This is a genomic window from Aeromicrobium sp. Leaf291 (assembly GCF_001423365.1).
Taxonomy (GTDB): Bacteria; Actinomycetota; Actinomycetes; order Propionibacteriales; family Nocardioidaceae; genus Aeromicrobium.
This window is the reverse complement of the sequence record NZ_LMNM01000002.1, coordinates 582520-599110: the sequence shown is the minus strand read 5'-3', so window position 1 is coordinate 599110 and position 16591 is coordinate 582520. Positions and strand designations below refer to the sequence as shown.

The 16591-nt window shown below is 71.9% G+C and carries 12 protein-coding genes; 3 read left to right on the top strand and 9 right to left on the bottom strand.

Annotation, left to right across the window (positions count from 1 at the left end; translation table 11 throughout):
* Positions 1-3: 3 nt before the first annotated feature.
* Genes dxs through ASF35_RS12480 form a run of 3 tightly spaced genes read right to left on the bottom strand, consistent with a single transcriptional unit; the run spans position 4 to position 4248 of the window.
* A complete protein-coding gene (gene dxs, locus ASF35_RS12490; protein ID WP_055967931.1) occupies positions 4-1893 on the bottom strand; it encodes a 1-deoxy-D-xylulose-5-phosphate synthase in 1890 nt (629 codons plus the stop codon).
* A gap of 46 nt (positions 1894-1939) precedes the next feature.
* The gene (locus ASF35_RS12485; protein ID WP_055967926.1) at positions 1940-2443 is read right to left on the bottom strand and encodes a flavin reductase family protein; all 504 of its coding nucleotides are present in this window, start codon (positions 2441-2443) and stop codon (positions 1940-1942) included.
* A gap of 50 nt (positions 2444-2493) precedes the next feature.
* A complete protein-coding gene (locus ASF35_RS12480; RefSeq protein WP_235499152.1) occupies positions 2494-4248 on the bottom strand; it encodes an alkaline phosphatase in 1755 nt (584 codons plus the stop codon).
* Positions 4249-4378: 130 nt separating this feature from the next.
* Between ASF35_RS12480 and xylB the strand changes: the two genes are divergently transcribed.
* The 3 genes from xylB to ASF35_RS12465 are packed head-to-tail and all read left to right on the top strand — an operon-like array spanning position 4379 to position 8131.
* Entirely contained in the window at positions 4379-5773 is a 1395-nt protein-coding gene (gene xylB, locus ASF35_RS12475; protein ID WP_055967924.1) for a xylulokinase, read from the top strand.
* 46 nt (positions 5774-5819) lie between these two features.
* Entirely contained in the window at positions 5820-6980 is a 1161-nt protein-coding gene (gene xylA, locus ASF35_RS12470; protein WP_055967922.1) for a xylose isomerase, read from the top strand.
* 2 nt (positions 6981-6982) lie between these two features.
* Complete coding sequence (locus ASF35_RS12465) at positions 6983-8131, top strand: ROK family protein (RefSeq protein ID WP_055967919.1); 1149 nt, start codon at positions 6983-6985, stop codon at positions 8129-8131.
* A gap of 22 nt (positions 8132-8153) precedes the next feature.
* Here ASF35_RS12465 and ASF35_RS12460 read toward each other — a convergent pair whose 3' ends face one another.
* The 6 genes from ASF35_RS12460 to ASF35_RS12435 all read right to left on the bottom strand — a co-directional run bounded on the left by ASF35_RS12460 (position 8154) and on the right by ASF35_RS12435 (position 16567).
* The gene (locus ASF35_RS12460) at positions 8154-9383 is read right to left on the bottom strand and encodes an ROK family protein (protein WP_055967916.1); all 1230 of its coding nucleotides are present in this window, start codon (positions 9381-9383) and stop codon (positions 8154-8156) included.
* 7 nt (positions 9384-9390) lie between these two features.
* On the bottom strand, positions 9391-10680 hold the full coding sequence (locus tag ASF35_RS12455) for a sugar ABC transporter permease (RefSeq protein ID WP_055967913.1): 1290 nt from the start codon (positions 10678-10680) through the stop codon (positions 9391-9393).
* Positions 10677-11450, bottom strand: a complete 774-nt coding sequence (locus ASF35_RS12450; RefSeq protein ID WP_055967910.1) for an ATP-binding cassette domain-containing protein — start codon at positions 11448-11450, stop codon at positions 10677-10679. Before ASF35_RS12450 ends, ASF35_RS12455 begins: the two co-directional genes overlap by 4 nt.
* Before the next feature lie 109 nt (positions 11451-11559).
* On the bottom strand, positions 11560-12639 hold the full coding sequence (locus ASF35_RS12445; protein WP_055967907.1) for a sugar ABC transporter substrate-binding protein: 1080 nt from the start codon (positions 12637-12639) through the stop codon (positions 11560-11562).
* A 229-nt stretch (positions 12640-12868) separates the two neighbouring features.
* Positions 12869-15643 carry an aconitate hydratase gene (locus ASF35_RS12440; RefSeq protein ID WP_156364784.1) on the bottom strand — a complete coding sequence of 925 codons (2775 nt, stop codon included), beginning with the start codon at positions 15641-15643 and terminating at the stop codon, positions 12869-12871.
* 177 nt (positions 15644-15820) lie between these two features.
* Entirely contained in the window at positions 15821-16567 is a 747-nt protein-coding gene (locus ASF35_RS12435; RefSeq protein WP_055967901.1) for a hypothetical protein, read from the bottom strand.
* Between the last annotated feature and the right edge of the window lie 24 nt (positions 16568-16591).

Sequence of the window (16591 nt, the reverse complement as noted above, 5' to 3'; positions counted from 1 at the left end):
GCCTCACGGCTCGAGATTGTTCCCGACGACCCGCTGCCAGGCGGCACGGGTGTCGGCGGCCACGGCATCGGGCGTGAGCCCGAGGCGCTCGAGGATCACCGGGCGCTTGGCGTGGTCGAGGAACTCCTGCGCGACACCGTGCACGCGGACCGGCACGTCGCTCTCGACGTCGCGCAGCGCCTGCGTGAACGCGGCACCCACACCGCCGATGCGACCGTTGTCCTCGATGGTGACCACGAGGCGGTGGGACGCCGCGAGCGCGACGACGGCCGGGTCGAACGGCTTGACCCAGCGGGGGTCGACGACCGTGACGCCGAGTCCTTCGGCGGACAGCCTCTCGGCGGCTCCGAGGCCCACGGGCACCATGGATCCCGCAGCGAGGACGAGCACGTCGTCGGACTCCCCGCGCGCGAGGACGTCGGCGGTGCCGACCGTGTCGATCGCGTCGACGTCGGCGGGCACGGCGCCCTTGGCGAAGCGGACCACCGTGGGGGCGTCGTCGACGGCCACGGCCTCGCGCAGCAGCTCGCGCAGCCGCGTGCCGTCGCGGGGCGCGGCGAGCCGCAGGCCCGGGACGATCTGCAGCATCGACATGTCCCACATGCCGTTGTGGCTGGCGCCGTCGTCACCGGTGACCCCGGCCCGGTCGAGCACGAAGGTCACGCCGCAGCGGTGCAGGGCGACGTCGAGGAGCACCTGGTCGAAGGCGCGGTTGAGGAACGTGGCGTAGACGGCCACCACCGGGTGGAGGCCCGCCATGGCCATGCCGGCCGCGCTGGTGGCGGCGTGCTGCTCGGCGATGCCGACGTCGAACACCCGGTCGGGGAACTTGTCGGCGAAGGCGTCGAGGCCGACGGGGTAGAGCATGGCCGCCGTGATGCCGACGACGTCGGGGCGTTCGTCGGCGATCCGCACGACCTCGTCCCGGAACACCGAGGTCCAGCCCGCGGGGGCGACGGAGACCGCGTCGCCGGTCTCACGGTCGAAGGGCGGGGCCTGGTGCATCTGGTCGTTCTCGTTGGCCACCGCGATGTCGTAGCCCTGCCCCTTGGTCGTGAGCACGTGCACGAGGACCGGCCCGCCGAACCGCTTGGCCAGCGTGAGGGCCTGCTCGAGCGCCGCGCGGTCGTGACCGTCGACCGGACCGACGTACTTGAGGCCGAGATCCTCGAACATGCCCTGGGGCGCGAGGGCGTCCTTGACGCCCTTCTTGATGGCGTGCAGGGCGCCGTACGCCGCAGGTCCGACCGGTCCGCCGCGGTTGAGCCGGTCGCGGATGGCGCTGAGGGCAGGCTCGTAGCGCGGGTTGGTCCGGATGTCGGTGAGCCGGTTGGCGAGGCCGCCGACCGTGGGCTGGTACGACCGGCCGTTGTCGTTGACCACGATGACGAGGCGCCGGTCCTGAGAGGCGGCGATGTTGTTGATCGCCTCCCAGGCCATGCCGCCGGTCATGGCGCCGTCGCCGATGACGGCCACCACGTGGTCGTCGCGGCCGAGGACCTGGTTGGCCCGCGCCATGCCCTCGGCGTAGGAGAGGCTCGTGGACGCGTGCGAGTTCTCGACCCAGTCGTGCTCGGACTCGCCGCGGCAGGGGTAGCCCGACAGGCCACCCTCCTGGCGCAGCGTGTCGAAGTCGCCGGCGCGCCCCGTGACCATCTTGTGCACGTAGGCCTGGTGCCCGGTGTCCCAGACGACACGGTCGCGCGGGGACTCGAAGACGCGATGGATGGCGAGGGTCAGCTCGACCACGCCGAGGTTGGGTCCGAGGTGACCGGCGTGCGCGGCGACCGCGTCGATCGTCCGCTCGCGGATCTCGTGCGCGAGGGTCTCCAGCTCGGCGTCGGACAGGGCCCGCAGGTCCGCGGGGCCGGTGATCTGGTCGAGCAACGCCATTCGGTCAGTCTAGCGATCCCGTCCCACCCCCGCCGTCTGCCTCCGCTCAGGTCCGGTAGCGACCCCGCACGTGCGTCAGGGCCTCCCCGTCCCGCAGGTCGACGTGCTCGACGGTGCCGGCGAGCAGCAGCCCCCAGCCCTCGCGACGCGGCTCGGTCGCGTCCAGGCGCACCCCCACCCAGCCGACGGCGTCGGCGAGCCGCGGGCCCCAGGGGCCGTCGTCCCAGGCCCCGAGGGTGAACGGTCCTCCCGGGGCCGGTGCGGTCCCTGCGAACGCGTCGGCGAGGAAGGCGTGGTCGGGCCCGAGCACGTTCACGACCACCGTGGTCGGCCGCGCGTCCCAGAGCGTCGACTCCTCGTCCACGAGGGCCAGGACCCTGGGCGGATCGCCGGCGGCGAGCAGCAGCGAGGAGACGGTGAGGCCGACGCGCGCCCGCCCCTCCCCTGCCGCCCACACCGTCACGGCGGCGGGCAGGCGTCCGCGCAGACGACGGAATCCGTCCCGGTCACCCTCGGGGGACGCGAAGGGGTGCTCGTCGTGGATCGTCACCTCGCCAGCCTAGGCCCGCCACCTCGTCCCCCACCGCGTGAGCCGTCGCCTCAGTCCGGCCGGTCCGTCTCCCGCTCGATCGTCTCGCGCGTGTCCTGCTCGGCCGACCTCCCGGCGAACGTCCGGGCTCCGGGCACACCGCGGTCCTGCACGAGGTTCAGCCCGGGGACCCGGTCCTCGACCACGAAGGTCGCCCTGGTGAAGGCCTCGGCCCCCGGCGCCCGGACCTGGGCGAGGCAGCGGAACTCCGCCGTCATGTCCTCGGGCGTGATCCTGGTCCTGACGTACCCGCGGAGGTTGTTCTGGAGGCGCAGGTGCGGGTTCCACCGCAGCCAGGCGTGCCCGTCCACGGGGCCGTCCGCCCCGTTGCCGCCCGAGGTGACCGACGAGCACACCAGCTCGGTCCCGACGCTGCGCGTGGTGGGGTCGTCGTAGTCGAGCTTGAGCTCGCCGGCCCAGTGCGCGTGCACGTCCCCGGTGAGCACGACCGGGTTGCGCACGCCGGCGTCGACCCAGCCGCGGGTGATCCGGTCGCGTGAGGCCCTGTAGCCGTCCCACGCGTCCATCGAGACGGTCTTGACCGGCCCGTCGGTGCTGTCGCGCTGGGCGAAGAAGACCTGCTGGCCGATCACGTCCCACCGGGCCCGCGACCTGCGGAAGCCGTCGAGGAGCCACCGTTCCTGGGCCGGGCCCACGATCGTGCGGTTCGGGTCGACCGCGGCCGGGCAGTCGGCCCGGCAGCCGTCGCCGCACCCCTGGTCGTCGCGGAACTGCCGGGTGTCGAGCATGTGGAACGACGCGAGCCTGCCCCAGTGCAGACGCCGGAAGAGCTGCAGGTGGTCCCCGCGCGGGATCGAGGAGCGTCGCAGCGGCATGTTCTCGTAGTAGGCACGGAACGCGGCTGCACGCCGGGCGGCGAACCCGGGCGTCTCGAGCGGGTCCTCCGGGGTCCCACCCGCCCAGTTGTTGTCGACCTCGTGGTCGTCCCACACGACGAGCCAGGGTGCGGCGGCGTGCGCGGCCTGCAGGTCGGCGTCGGCCTTGTACTGCGCGTGGCGCTGGCGGTAGGAGGCGAGGTCGACCGTCTCGGGCCCCTCGTGGTTGCGCACGTTCCCACCCGGGGCCACGTAGTCGTTCGCGGTGTACTCGTAGAGGTAGTCGCCGAGGTGCAGGACCAGGTCGGGCCGGTCCTCGGCCAGACGTCGGTACGCGGTGAAGAACCCGTGCTCGTACTGGGCGCACGACGCGAACGCCATGCTGAGCGACGTCGGCATGCTGCCGGCTGCGGGCGACGTCGTGGTCCGTCCGACGGTCGAGACGTGGCGCCCCGCACGGAACCGGTACCAGTGCTCACGGCCGGGGTCGAGGCCGTCGACCTCGACGTGCACGCTGTGCGCGTCACGCGGCAGGGCCGTCACGCTGCCCCTGCGCAGCACGCGGCGGAACCCCTCGTCGGCGGCGACCTGCCATGTCACCTCGACCGGACGCGGGGGCATCCCGCCGAGCCCGTCGGCTGCCGTCGGGTCGAGCGCGAGGCGGGTCCAGAGCACGAACCCGTCGGGAACCGGGTCGCCCGACGCGACGCCGAGCGTGAACGGGGTGCGACGCAGCGCGACGGCGTGGGCTCGGCGGTCGACGGCGGCCCCCGAGGCCGTCGTCGGTCGCACGGCGACGGCGGCGGCGCCGAGCGCCAGGCCACTGCCCAGGAGCCGACGCCGGGAGGCGGCGGCGGTGGGACCGGTCGGGTCGGTCGGAGGGCCGGCCTCCGAGACAGGAACGGATGGACGAGAGGTGGAGAGGGTCACGCCGCTCATCGCAACGGCACCGGGTGAACGCCGTTCGACACGGAGGGAAGCGTCGGTGGTCGGAACGGCGTCGTGACCTGGGACACGTCCGCGCTTGACTTTGTTCGGACACTGAACGAATAATCGGGACATGCCCCTCGTGCTTGGCGTCGACTCCTCGACGCAGTCCACCAAGGCGCTGCTCGTCGACGCCGACGACGGCACCGTCGTCGAGTCGCGCACCGCCCGGCACCCCGAGGGCTCGAGCGTCGATCCCCGCGCCTGGCTGGCGGCCTTCGACGAGGCCGCCGGGCCCCTGCTGCCGCGGGCGGCAGCGCTGGCCGTCGGTGGACAGCAGCACGGCATGGTGGCGCTCGACGCCGACGACCTCCCGGTGCACGACGCCCTGCTCTGGAACGACACCCGCTCCGCCGGCGCCGCGGCGGACCTCGTCGAGGAGATGGGCGGCCCCGCCGCGTGCGCGGAGGCCGTGGGCAGCGTGCTCGTGGCCTCCTTCACCATCACCAAGCTGCGCTGGCTCCGCGACCACCGGCCCGACGCCGCACGGCGGACCGTCCGCGTGATGCTGCCGCACGACTACGTGACCTGGCACGCCTCGGGTCAGCGGGCCGAGCCCGTGACCGATCGCGGCGACGCCTCCGGCACGGGCTACTACTCCGCCGTCGACGACGCGTACCGGGCCGACCTGCTGGAGCTGGCGCTCGGCCGCGTCCCGCACGTGCCGCGGGTCGCCCAGCCGGCGGAGCAGGTGACGACGACCGCCGACGGGTGCGTCGTCGCCGCAGGCACCGGGGACAACATGGCCGCGGCCCTCGGTCTCGGACTGGTGGCCGGCGACGTGTCGCTGTCGATCGGCACCTCCGGGGTCGCCTCGGCGGTCAGCGAGAAGCCCGTCGCCGACGCGACCGGCGTCGTCACCGGCTTCGCCGACGCGACCGGCCGGTACCTCCCCATGGCCACCACCATGAACGCCGCGCGCATCCTCGACCTGCACGCGAGGCTTCTCGGGGTCGACCACGACGGCCTCGCGGACCTGGCCCTCGCCGCACCGGCCGGCGCCCACGGGCTCACGGTCAGCCCCTACTACGCCGGCGAGCGCAGTCCGAACCGTCCGGACGCCACCGGCACCTGGGCCGGACTGACCCCCTCGACGAGCCGCGAGGACGTCGCACGGGCAGCGGTCGAGGCCCTGCTCTGCTCGCTCGCCGACGCCCTCGAGGCGGTCGCCCAGGGCTTCGACAGCCCCGGCACCGTCGAGCGGGTGCTGATGATCGGTGGTGGCGCGCGGAACCGCGCCGTCCAGGCCCTGGCGCCGGCCGTGCTCGGCCGAGCGGTCACGCTCCCGGGCGACGCGGAGTACGTCGCCCTCGGCGCGGCCCGACAGGCCGCCTGGTCGCTCTCCGGTTCCGCCGAGCCGCCGGTGTGGGCGCTGCCCGAGAGCCGCGTGCTCGAGGCCGCCCCCCTCCCCCACGTCCGTGACGCCTACGCCTCGTTGCGCGAGCTCACGGCGCCCTGGACCACCTGACCTCCCCTTACACGACCGACCACCCGAACCCCTCGAAAGGCCTGACATGACCGTCCCCACCCCCGTCCCCACCGACAAGTTCTCCTTCGGCATCTGGACGGTGCAGTACGCCGGCCGCGACCCCTTCGGCGAGCCCACCCGCGCGGCGATGGACCCGGTCCACGCGCTGGAGAAGCTGGCCGAGCTCGGCGCCTACGGCGTCAACTTCCACGACGACGACGTGGTGCCCTTCGGCTCCTCGGAGTCCGAGCGCGACGCGATCCTCGACCGGTTCCGCAAGGGCCTGGCCGAGACCGGGCTCGCCGTCACGACCGCGACCACCAATCTCTTCGGCCACCCCGTCTTCAAGGACGGCGGCTTCACCTCCAACGACCGCGCCGTTCGCCGGTTCGCCCTGCGCAAGGTCATGCGCAACATCGACCTGGCCGCCGAGCTGGGCGCCCAGGTGTACGTCTGCTGGGGCGGGCGCGAGGGCGCCGAGAGCGGTGCCGCCAAGGACGTGCAGGCGGCACTCTCGCGCTACAAGGAGGGCTTCGACCTGCTGGGCCAGTACGTCGTGGACCAGGGCTACGACCTGAAGTTCGCCATCGAGCCCAAGCCCAACGAGCCCCGCGGCGACATCCTGCTCCCCACCATCGGGCACGCGCTCGCCTTCATCGACAGCCTCGAGCGCCCCGAGATGGTCGGCGTCAACCCCGAGATCGGGCACGAGGAGATGGCCGGGCTCAACGCGGCCCACGGCTACGCCCAGGCGCTGTGGCACGGGAAGCTGTTCCACATCGACCTCAACGGCCAGTCGGGTCCGCGCTACGACCAGGACTTCCGCTTCGGCGCCGGCAACGCGCGTGGCGCGTTCTGGATCGTCGACACCCTCCTGCAGGGCGGGTACGACGGGCCGGTGCACTTCGACTTCAAGACCCCGCGCACGGAGGACGAGGACGGCGTGTGGACGGCGGCTGCCGCCTGCATGACCAACTACCTCGTGCTGCGCGAGAAGGCCCTGGCCTTCCGTGCCGACCCCGAGGTCCAGGAGGCGCTCGGCGCAGCGCGCGTGCCCGAGCTCTCCGAGCCGACGCTGGCCGCCGGCGAGACCTGGGCCGACCTGCAGGCCGAGACCGGCGAGGACCCCGAGGTCCTCGGCGCCCGCGGCATGGCCTTCGAGCACCTCGACCAGCTCGCGCTCGAGCACCTGTACGGGGTGCGCTGAGCATGCCCCCGGCCGCCCCCGACCAGCTGCGCCGGGCCAACACGGCGCTCGTCGTCCGCACGCTGCGCGACGCCGGCCCGAGCAGCCGCACGTCGCTGGCCCGACGCACCGGTCTGGCCAAGGCCACGGTCGGGGCGATCGTCGGGGAGCTGTCGGAGCGGGCGGTGGTCGTCGAGGGAGACGCGTCGTCGCAGGGCCGGGGCCGACCGTCCCGCCCGGTGGAGCTCGCGGCGGGCTCCGTGCTCGGCCTGGGCCTCGAGGTCAACGTCGACTACGTGGCCGCCGCACTCGTCGACCTCGCTGCCACGCGGGTCCTCACCACGACGCGCCAGGTGTCCGACGGTGCCGACGCGCTCGAGACACTGGTCGAGCTCGCCCTCGAGGTCGCCGACCAGGCCCCCGGGCGCATCGTCGGCGCACACCTCGCCGTGCCGGGGCTGGTGGAGCGCGACCACGCCACGGTCGCGCTCGCGCCGAACCTCGGCTGGACGGGCACCCGGCCCGGTGACGTGCTCGCCGAGGCGCTGGGCGTCACCGTCCTGGTGGACAACGACGCCAACCTCGCCGCGGTGGCCGAGTCGACGCACGGTGCCGCCCAGCAGTCCGTCTCGACGCTGTACATCACCGGGACCGTCGGCATCGGCGCCGGCATCGTGCAGGACGGCCGCCTGGTGAGGGGGTCGGGATTCGCCGGTGAGGTGGGCCACATGCCGATCGGCGACCTCGGCCGCCGCTGCGCCTGCGGTCGGCAGGGGTGCTGGGAGACCACCGTGGGACTGCGTGCCGCGCTCGCCGCCGTCGGGATGCGAGCCTCGGGCACTCCGATGGAACGTGCGGCGAAGGTGGCGGCGAGGGCCGAGACCGACGCCGACGTGGCGACCGCGCTGGACGTGCTCGGCGCGCAGCTCGGTCACGGACTGGCCACCCTGTGCACGGTCCTGGACCCCGAGGTGATCGTCCTCGGTGGCTACTTCCAGCCGCTGGCCCCGTGGATTCTGCGCAGCGCGCAGGACGTGGTGCACCGACGGCTGCCCGCAGCCCACCACCAGCGCCCGGACGTCCGGGTCGGCACGCTCGGGATCGAGGCCGCCGCCCTGGGCGCGGCCGAGCAGGCCCTCACCGACGTGCTCGAGGGCTCCGTTGCGCTCTGAGGACCCGCCGGTCGTGTCGTGCTCAGGCGACGCTGAGCGCTGACTCGACGTCGACCTGCGCTGCCGCCAGGCAGGTGACGGGGTCCGCGAGCAGCCGCTCGAAGGCCGTCTCGGCCGCACCGACGAGCACGGCGTCGGCGCCGAGTCCCGGCAGCTCGATCCGCACCAGCTCGCGCGGCGCCACGAGGGCGGTGTCGTGCAGCGTGCGGTCGACCTCGTCCTGCACGTGCGGGTACAGCGAGCGCAGGAAGCCGCCGAGGACGACGACCCGCGGGTTGAGCAGGTTGACGGCGTTCGCGAGCCCACGGCCGAGGAGCCGACCGACCTCCCGCAGGTCGTCGTCGACCTCCTGCAGCCCGTCGAGCATCTCCCCCAGGGACCCGACCCGGTCCGGCGGGCAGCCGATCGCCTCGGCGATCGCGTGCGCGCCGACCTGGGTCTCCCAGCACCCTCGGTTGCCGCAGTGGCACTCCCGGCCGGCGGGGTCGAGGGACATGTGCCCGATCTCCCCGGCGTACCCACCCGCACCCACCAGTCGATGGCCGTCGACGATGACGCCCGCACCGACGCCGACCTCGCCGGACAGGTAGACGAGGTCGGCCACGTCGACCCCGGCACCCCGCAGGTGCTCGGAGAACGCACCGAGGTCGGCGTCGTTGCCGAGCTCCACCGGAGCGATGTCGCCCAGACGGTCCGACATGATCGCGCTGAAGGGCACGTCCCTCCAGCCGAGGTTGGGGGCCAGCCGGACGAGACCGTCCGAGCGTCGCACGACGCCCGGCACGGCCATCCCGACGCCGACCAGCGCACTGCCCGGTGAGGCGTCGCGCACGACCAGCCGCAGCATGGCCATGACCGCGTCGGCCACCGCGTGCGGGTCGCGCGACGCGGGGATCGGACCCGTGGCCCTGGCCAGGATCGCGCCGCCCAGGCCGACCCGCGCGACGGTGAGTCCGTCGACGCGGACGTCGACCGCGAGCACGTGCGCGCCGTCCTGGGTCGGCACGACGTCCGGCGACGGGCGCCCGGCGCTGCTGCGCACCGCCTCCGACCTGACCTGCTCGGCCAGTCCGAGCCCCTGGAGCTCGGTGACCAGCCCGGCGATGGTGCTCCGGTTGAGCCCCATCGCGGACGTCAGGTCGGACCGGGAGACCCGGCCCAGCAGGTGCACGTGGCCCAGGAGCGTGCCCAGGTTGTGGCGCCGGACGGCCTCCTGGTTGGTGCCCGCCCCGGACCGCGCGCTCGTCTGCACGACCGGCTCAGCTCACGCCGGACGCCGAGCGGCGCCGGCGGGACACCGCGTCGACCGCTGCGGCGAGCAGGAGCACCGCGCCGGTGACGACGTAGTTGATCCAGCTGGCCTGGTTGAGCAGGCCCAGTCCGTTGATGATCGTCGCGATGACCACGCCGCCGATGACCCCGTCGCGGGCCTTGCCCTTGCCGCCGAACAGGCTGGTGCCACCGATGACGGCCGCACCCACGGCGTAGAGCAGCGTGTTGCCCGCACCGGAGGAGGGCGACACCTTGCCGGCGTAGGACGCGGCGAGGATGCCGCTGATCACGGCGGTCGACGTGCAGAGGACGAAGACGGAGATGCGGATCTTGTCGACGTCGATGCCGGCCCGTCGGGCCGCCTCGCGGTTGCCGCCCACCGCGTAGACGTGGCGCCCGTAGCGCGTGCGGCTCAGCACGAAGGTGAAGATCACCAGCAGCACGCCGACGAGCAGCAGCACGTAGGGCACGCCCTGGATCGGGAAGTTGGGGTTGCGGCTGCGGTTCAGGCTCAGCAGCGCTGTGAGACCGAGCACCACGACGCCCATGCCGGCGATCTTGACGAGCAGCAGGCTCAGCGGCTGGTGCGCGAGACCGCGGCTCACCTGGGTGCGGTAGCGCAGCAGCGTGAGCGCGGCGAAGGCGAGGACCGCGATGACCGCGATCGTCCACCCGGCGACCACCGGCATGTTCTTGATGGTCAGGCCGCGCAGGACGGGGTCGGCGACGCGCACCGACCCGCCCTGGCCGATGAGCTTGAGGGTCAGGCCCTGCAGCGCCAGGAAGAACGCCAGGGTCACGACGAAGCTGGGGATGCCCAGCTTGGCCACGAGGGCGCCGATCAGGGTGCCGAGCACGGCACCGAAGACCAGTCCGCCGACGACCGCCAGGTACCACGGGAGCCCGTGGTCGACGATGGCGAGCGCCGCGATCGCGGCACCGGCGCCGCCGGCGACACCGGCGGACAGGTCGATGTCGCCGAGCAGCAGCACGGGCACCAGCCCCATCGCGAGCACGCAGATGGCACCCGACTGGGTGATGAGGTTGGCGATGTTCAGGGCCGTCAGGAAGGTGTCGCTGGCGGCGCTGAAGACGATGAACAGGATGATGAGCCCGAGGGCCGCCGGCAGGGCGCCCATCTCGCCGCCGCGCAGGCGGTTGAGGTAGGCCTGCCAGGCGTCGCCGAGCGTGGCCGCCTGGCGGGCGTCGATCGCGAAGTCGGTCTCGGCCAGACCGCTGCCGCCCTTCGAGGACGGATCGGTGGGGGTGGTGGTCATGATGCCTCTCCGACGGACGTGAGACCGAGGTCGCCCGAGCGACCTGCGGTGATGAGCTCGACGACCTGGGTGTTGGTGACGTCCTTCGTGGCCACGTCGGCGGCCACACGGCCCAGGTACAGGGCGGTGATGCGGTCGGCGACCTCGAAGACGTCGACCATGTTGTGCGAGATGAGGACGACGCCGAGGCCCTGGTCGGCCAGGCGGCGCACGAGGTCGAGGACCTGACGGGTCTGCGCGACGCCGAGGGCGGCCGTCGGCTCGTCGAGCAGCACGACCTTGGAGTTCCAGAGCACCGACTTCGCGATGGCGACGGTCTGGCGCTGGCCGCCCGAGAGGCTGGCGACGCTCTGGCGCACCGACTTGACGGTGCGCACCGAGAGCGACGCGAGGGTCTCGCGGGCCCGAGCCTCCATGGTCGCCTCGTCGAGGGCCGGACCCTTCATGAGCTCGCGGCCGAGGAAGAGGTTCTCGACGATGTCGAGGTTGTCGCAGAGGGCGAGGTCCTGGTAGACGACCTCGATGCCGAGGGCCGAGGCGTCGCGGGGGCCGTGGATGTCGACGGGCTCGCCCTCGAAGTAGCGCTGGCCCGAGTCGGCGGAGTAGATGCCGGCGATGGTCTTGACGAGCGTGGACTTGCCGGCGCCGTTGTCGCCGACGAGGGCGGTGACCTGCCCGGGGTGGACGGCGAGGTCGACGTCGTGGAGGACGTGGACGGCGCCGAAGCTCTTGTTGATGCCGCGCAGCTCCAGCAGCGGGGTGGTGCTCATGTGGTCTCCAGGTGCGTGCGAGGAGGTGGTCGGTCGGTCTCGGGACAGCGAGGGTGTGCCCCGTGGGGGCGGTCCGGCAGGACCGCCCCCACGGGACGACGCGTGGACGTCAGCTGATGCCGGCGTCCGTGCAGAGCTCCGCGAAGTCGTTCGCGCAGAGGTCGTCCTTCGTGACGCCGCCGTCGTCGACGACGTCCTTCACGTTGTCCTTCGTGATGGACTGAGGCGTGAGGAGGATCGACGGGACCTCGCGGCCACCCTCGCTGTCCTCCGTCGTGCCGTTCGTCTCGGCCTTCTCGCCCTTGGCCAGCGCGATGGCGGCCTTGGCGAGCTCGCCCGCCTCCTGCTTGGCCGACTTGTAGACCGACATGCACTGCTCACCCTTGAGGATGTTCTGCAGGCCCTCGACCGTGGCGTCCTGGCCGGTGACCGGGACGTCGCCCGCCTTGCCGTTCTTCTGCAGGATCGAGATGACCGAACCGGCCAGACCGTCGTTGGCCGCGTAGACGCCCTGGACGTCGCCGTCGACCTTCGTGTAGAGCTGCTCGAAGATCGTCACGGCCTGCTCGTTGTCCCAGTCCGGGACGGCCTGCTCGCCGACGTTCTTGTACGACGTGGTCTTGTCGAGCACGCTGTGCGCGCCCTTCGAGAACAGCGTCGCGTTGTTGTCGGTGGGCGAGCCGTTGAGGTAGATGACGTTGGCGTCCTCGTCGCCGAGGCACGTGGCGAGGCCCTCGCCCTGCAGCTCGCCGACCTTGGTGTTGTCGAACGAGACGTAGTAGTCGGCCGAGCCACCGAGGGTCAGACGGTCGTAGTCGATCGTCTTGACGCCCTGCTGCGCGGCCTTCTCCTGGATCGAGGCTCCGGAGTCGGAGTCGAGGTTGACGATCGCGAGGACGGTCACGCCGTCGGCGATCATGCCGTCGGCGATGGTGGCCATCTTGTCGGCGTCACCCTCGGCGTTCTGGATCTCGTACTCCACGCCGGCGTCCTTGAACGCCGCCTCCAGCGCAGGACGGTCGGCGCTCTCCCAGCGGACCGACGACTTCGTGTCGGGCAGGATCACCCCGATCTTCCCCGCGTCGTCGGAGCTGTCTCCGCCGTCGTTCCCCGAGTCGCTGCCACAGGCGCTGAGCATGAGCGTGGCACCCATGAGGCCGGCAAGCACCAGATTGCGCGTTCGCTTCATACGAACCGCCTCCTTGTTGGTCTCTGGCGACACGGGAACGACATAAAGCCGTCACCGGGACGCAATTGTTGTTTGCGTGAACCTATCGCGTGATGGGGGTCACGTCCAGCACCTGGCGACAATTTCGTGTCGCGAACAACGAATCGGGACGAAGGTCCCCTGCCACCGTCCCCGCACAGCGAGACGCCGCCCCCGAGGGGACGGCGTCTCGTGGGTCGGGCGGTCGGGCTCAGTCGAGCAGGCTGCGCAGCACGTACGGCATGATGCCGCCGTTGCGGTAGTAGTTCGCCTCGCCGGGGGTGTCGATGCGGACGACCGCGTCGAACTCCACGTCCCCCGCCTTGACGTGCACCGTGCGCGGCGTCTCGCCGTCGTTGAGCTTCGTGATGCCGGTGAAGTCGAACGTCTCCTCCCCCGTCAGCCCGAGCGACTCGGCGTTCTCGCCCTCCGGGTACTGCAGCGGGAGCACGCCCATGCCGATCAGGTTCGAGCGGTGGATGCGCTCGTAGGACTCGGCGATGACGACCTTGACGCCCAGCAGCGCCGTGCCCTTGGCGGCCCAGTCGCGCGACGAGCCCGAGCCGTACTCCTTGCCCGCCAGGACGACCAGCGGGACGCCGGCCTCCTGGTAGGCCTCGGACGCCTCGAACACGCTGGTGACCTCACCGTCGGCGATCAGGTTGCGCGTGTAGCCGCCCTCGGTGCCCGGCGCCATCTGGTTGCGCAGGCGGATGTTCGCGAACGTGCCGCGGATCATGACCTCGTGGTTGCCGCGACGCGAGCCGTAGGAGTTGAAGTCGCGCGGCTCGATGCCGTGCTCCGACAGGTACGCACCGGCCGGGCTGTCCTTCTTGATCGCACCGGCAGGGCTGATGTGGTCCGTGGTCACGGAGTCGCCCAGCTTGAGCAGCACACGTGCACCGCTGACCTCCTCCACCGGCGAGGGCTCACGGTCCATGCCGTCGAAGTACGGCGCCTTGCGGACGTAGGTCGACTCGGGGTCCCACTCGAACACGTCGCCGTCGGGCGTCGGCAGGTTCTGCCAGCGCTCGTCGCCGGCGAACACGTCGGCGTACTCCTTGCTGAACGTGTCGGACGAGATCGACGACGCGATGACGTCCTCGACCTCGCTCGCCGACGGCCAGATGTCCTTCATGAACACGTCGTTGCCGTCGGCGTCGGTGCCCAGCGGCTCGTTGAACAGGTCGACGTCCATCGAGCCGGCCAGCGCGTAGGCGATGACCAGCGGCGGCGACGCCAGGTAGTTCATCTTGATGTCGGGGTTGATCCGCCCCTCGAAGTTGCGGTTGCCCGACAGCACGGCGGTGACCGCGAGGTCGCCCTCGTTCACCGCGGCGCTGACCTCGGGGATCAGCGGTCCGGAGTTGCCGATGCACGTCGTGCAGCCGTAGCCGACCAGGTTGAAGCCCAGCTTGTCGAGGTACACGTCGAGACCGGACTTGGCGTAGTAGTCGGTGACGACCTTCGAGCCGGGCGCCAGCGTCGTCTTGACCCACGGCTTGCGCTGCAGACCCTTCTCGACCGCCTTCTTGGCCAGAAGGCCGGCGCCGATCATGACCGACGGGTTCGACGTGTTGGTGCACGACGTGATCGCGGCGATCGTCACCGCGCCGTGGTCGAGCTCGAACTCGGTGCCGTCCTCGAGCCGCACGTGCTGCGGGTTGCTCGGACGACCCGCGCCCGAGGGCGCCGGTGCGTTCGGCTTGTCGCCGTTGGTGCCGTCGTCGCTGCTGCTCGGCGCGTCGGACGCCGGGAAGGACTCGGCAACGGCCTCGTCGTACCCGTTGACGTCCTGCTCGGTGTAGTCGGCGAGCGCGGTGCGGAACGAACCCTTGCTCTCGGTGAGCGAGACACGGTCCTGCGGACGCTTGGGACCGGCGATCGACGGGACGACGTCGCCGAGGTCGAGCTCCAGGTACTCGGAGAAGCGCGGCTCGTGGTCCGGGTCGTGCCACAGACCCTGGGCCTTGGCGTAGGCCTCGACGAGCGCGATCTGCTCCTCGTCGCGACCCGTCAGGCGCAGGTACTTGGTGGTCTCGTCGTCGATCGGGAAGACCGCGATGGTCGAGCCGTACTCGGGGCTCATGTTGCCGATCGTGGCGCGGTTGGCCAGCGGCACCGCGCCGACGCCCGAGCCGTAGAACTCGACGAACTTGCCGACGACGCCGTGCTTGCGCAGCATCTCGGTGATGACGAGCACCAGGTCGGTCGCGGTGGCGCCCTGCGGCAGCTCACCCGAGAGCTTGAAGCCGACGACCCGCGGGATCAGCATGCTGATCGGCTGGCCCAGCATCGCGGCCTCGGCCTCGATGCCGCCGACGCCCCAGCCCACGACACCGAGGCCGTTGACCATGGTGGTGTGCGAGTCGGTGCCGACGCAGGAGTCGGGGTAGACGACGCCGTTCTTGTCGAACACGACGCGCGCGAGCTTCTCGATGTTGACCTGGTGCACGATGCCGGTGCCCGGGGGGACGACCTTGAAGTCGTCGAAGGCGCCCTGGCCCCAGCGGAGGAACTGGTAGCGCTCACGGTTGCGCTCGTACTCGATCTCGACGTTGCGCTCGAAGGCCTCGGGGGTGCCGAAGACGTCGGCGATGACGGAGTGGTCGATGACCATCTCGGCCGGCGCGAGCGGGTTGATCTTCGTGGCGTCGCCGCCCAGGTCGGCCATGGCCTCGCGCATCGTGGCGAGGTCGACGACGCAGGGGACGCCGGTGAAGTCCTGCATGATCACGCGGGCGGGCGTGAACTGGATCTCCTTGCTGGGATCGGCGTTCGCGTCCCAGCCGGCGAGGGCCTCGATGTCGGCCTTCGTGATGTCGGCGCCGTCCTCGGTGCGCAGCAGCGCCTCGAGCAGCACCTTCAGGCTGAACGGCAACGACGCGACGTCGAGGCCGTCGCCCTTGACCGCGTCGAGCTTGAAGTACGTGTAGCTGGCGTCGCCCACCTCGAGCGTCTGCTCGGCATTGAAGCTGTCGACCATGAGTGTCTCCTTCGCGTCGTGTTCCATCCTGCCGACCACACGGCGTGCTCGCCATGTCAGGTGGGCCTAAGTCGATCCGGAGTGGGAGTGCGACGGGCGGCCCGGCGGTCGGATAAGTCTCTTGATGTCAAGATACATGATGTCAAGAGGAAATCGAGCGAACCCCGCTCGGGCGGTTCAGAGCAGGCCCGGCCAGCGCCAGATCAGCGGCCACACGAAGGACAGGTGAGCGGCGCAGACGGCCAGCACGCCGGCGAGTCCGACCAGGTCGAGCACCACGAGCGCACGTCGACGAGGGTCGGAGGTGACGGCGTCGGCGCCCACGGCCCTGACGACCTCGGTGCCGGCCACCCGGTCGAGGACGCCTCGACGCAGTCCCACCAGGAGCGGCACGAGCAGCAGCAGGACCGCGACGTAGGCGGCGGCACCGACGTGCCACGCCTCGGGCGTGAACCGGCGCAGCACGGTCGGCAGCCCGATCGGGATCGCGGCGACCGCCAGGTCCAGCAGGAGTGCTGCGGTCAGGCCGCGCAGGAGGCCGCGGGGCGCACCGGTGGGCCGTGCGGTCCCGGGGCGGACCACGAGCAGTCCTTCGCGGTGCTTGCCGATGCTGTGCCCCCGCACGCCCTGGCGCCAGCCGTTGTTCCAGACGAGGAAGAGCTCCCCCGCCACCAGCCCGCCGAGGAGCAGGTCGTCGGACCGCCCGACGGTCCAGAGGTCGGGATCGGCCGCACCGCCGAGCAGCCTGGCGAGCAGCACGACCGACGCGCCCGCCGTGAACGCCACGCAGAACAGCAGGGCGTCCTGCGCGAGCGCCGAGCGCCGCAGGTCCGCGACCGACCGGTGCTCGGACCCGTCCTGACGGTCGTCCCCGAGGGCGTCGCCGTCGGGCGCGTGGGGCTCGTGGGTGTCCGGCCCGCTCATCGTGGGGCTCGCCCCGGTCGCTCG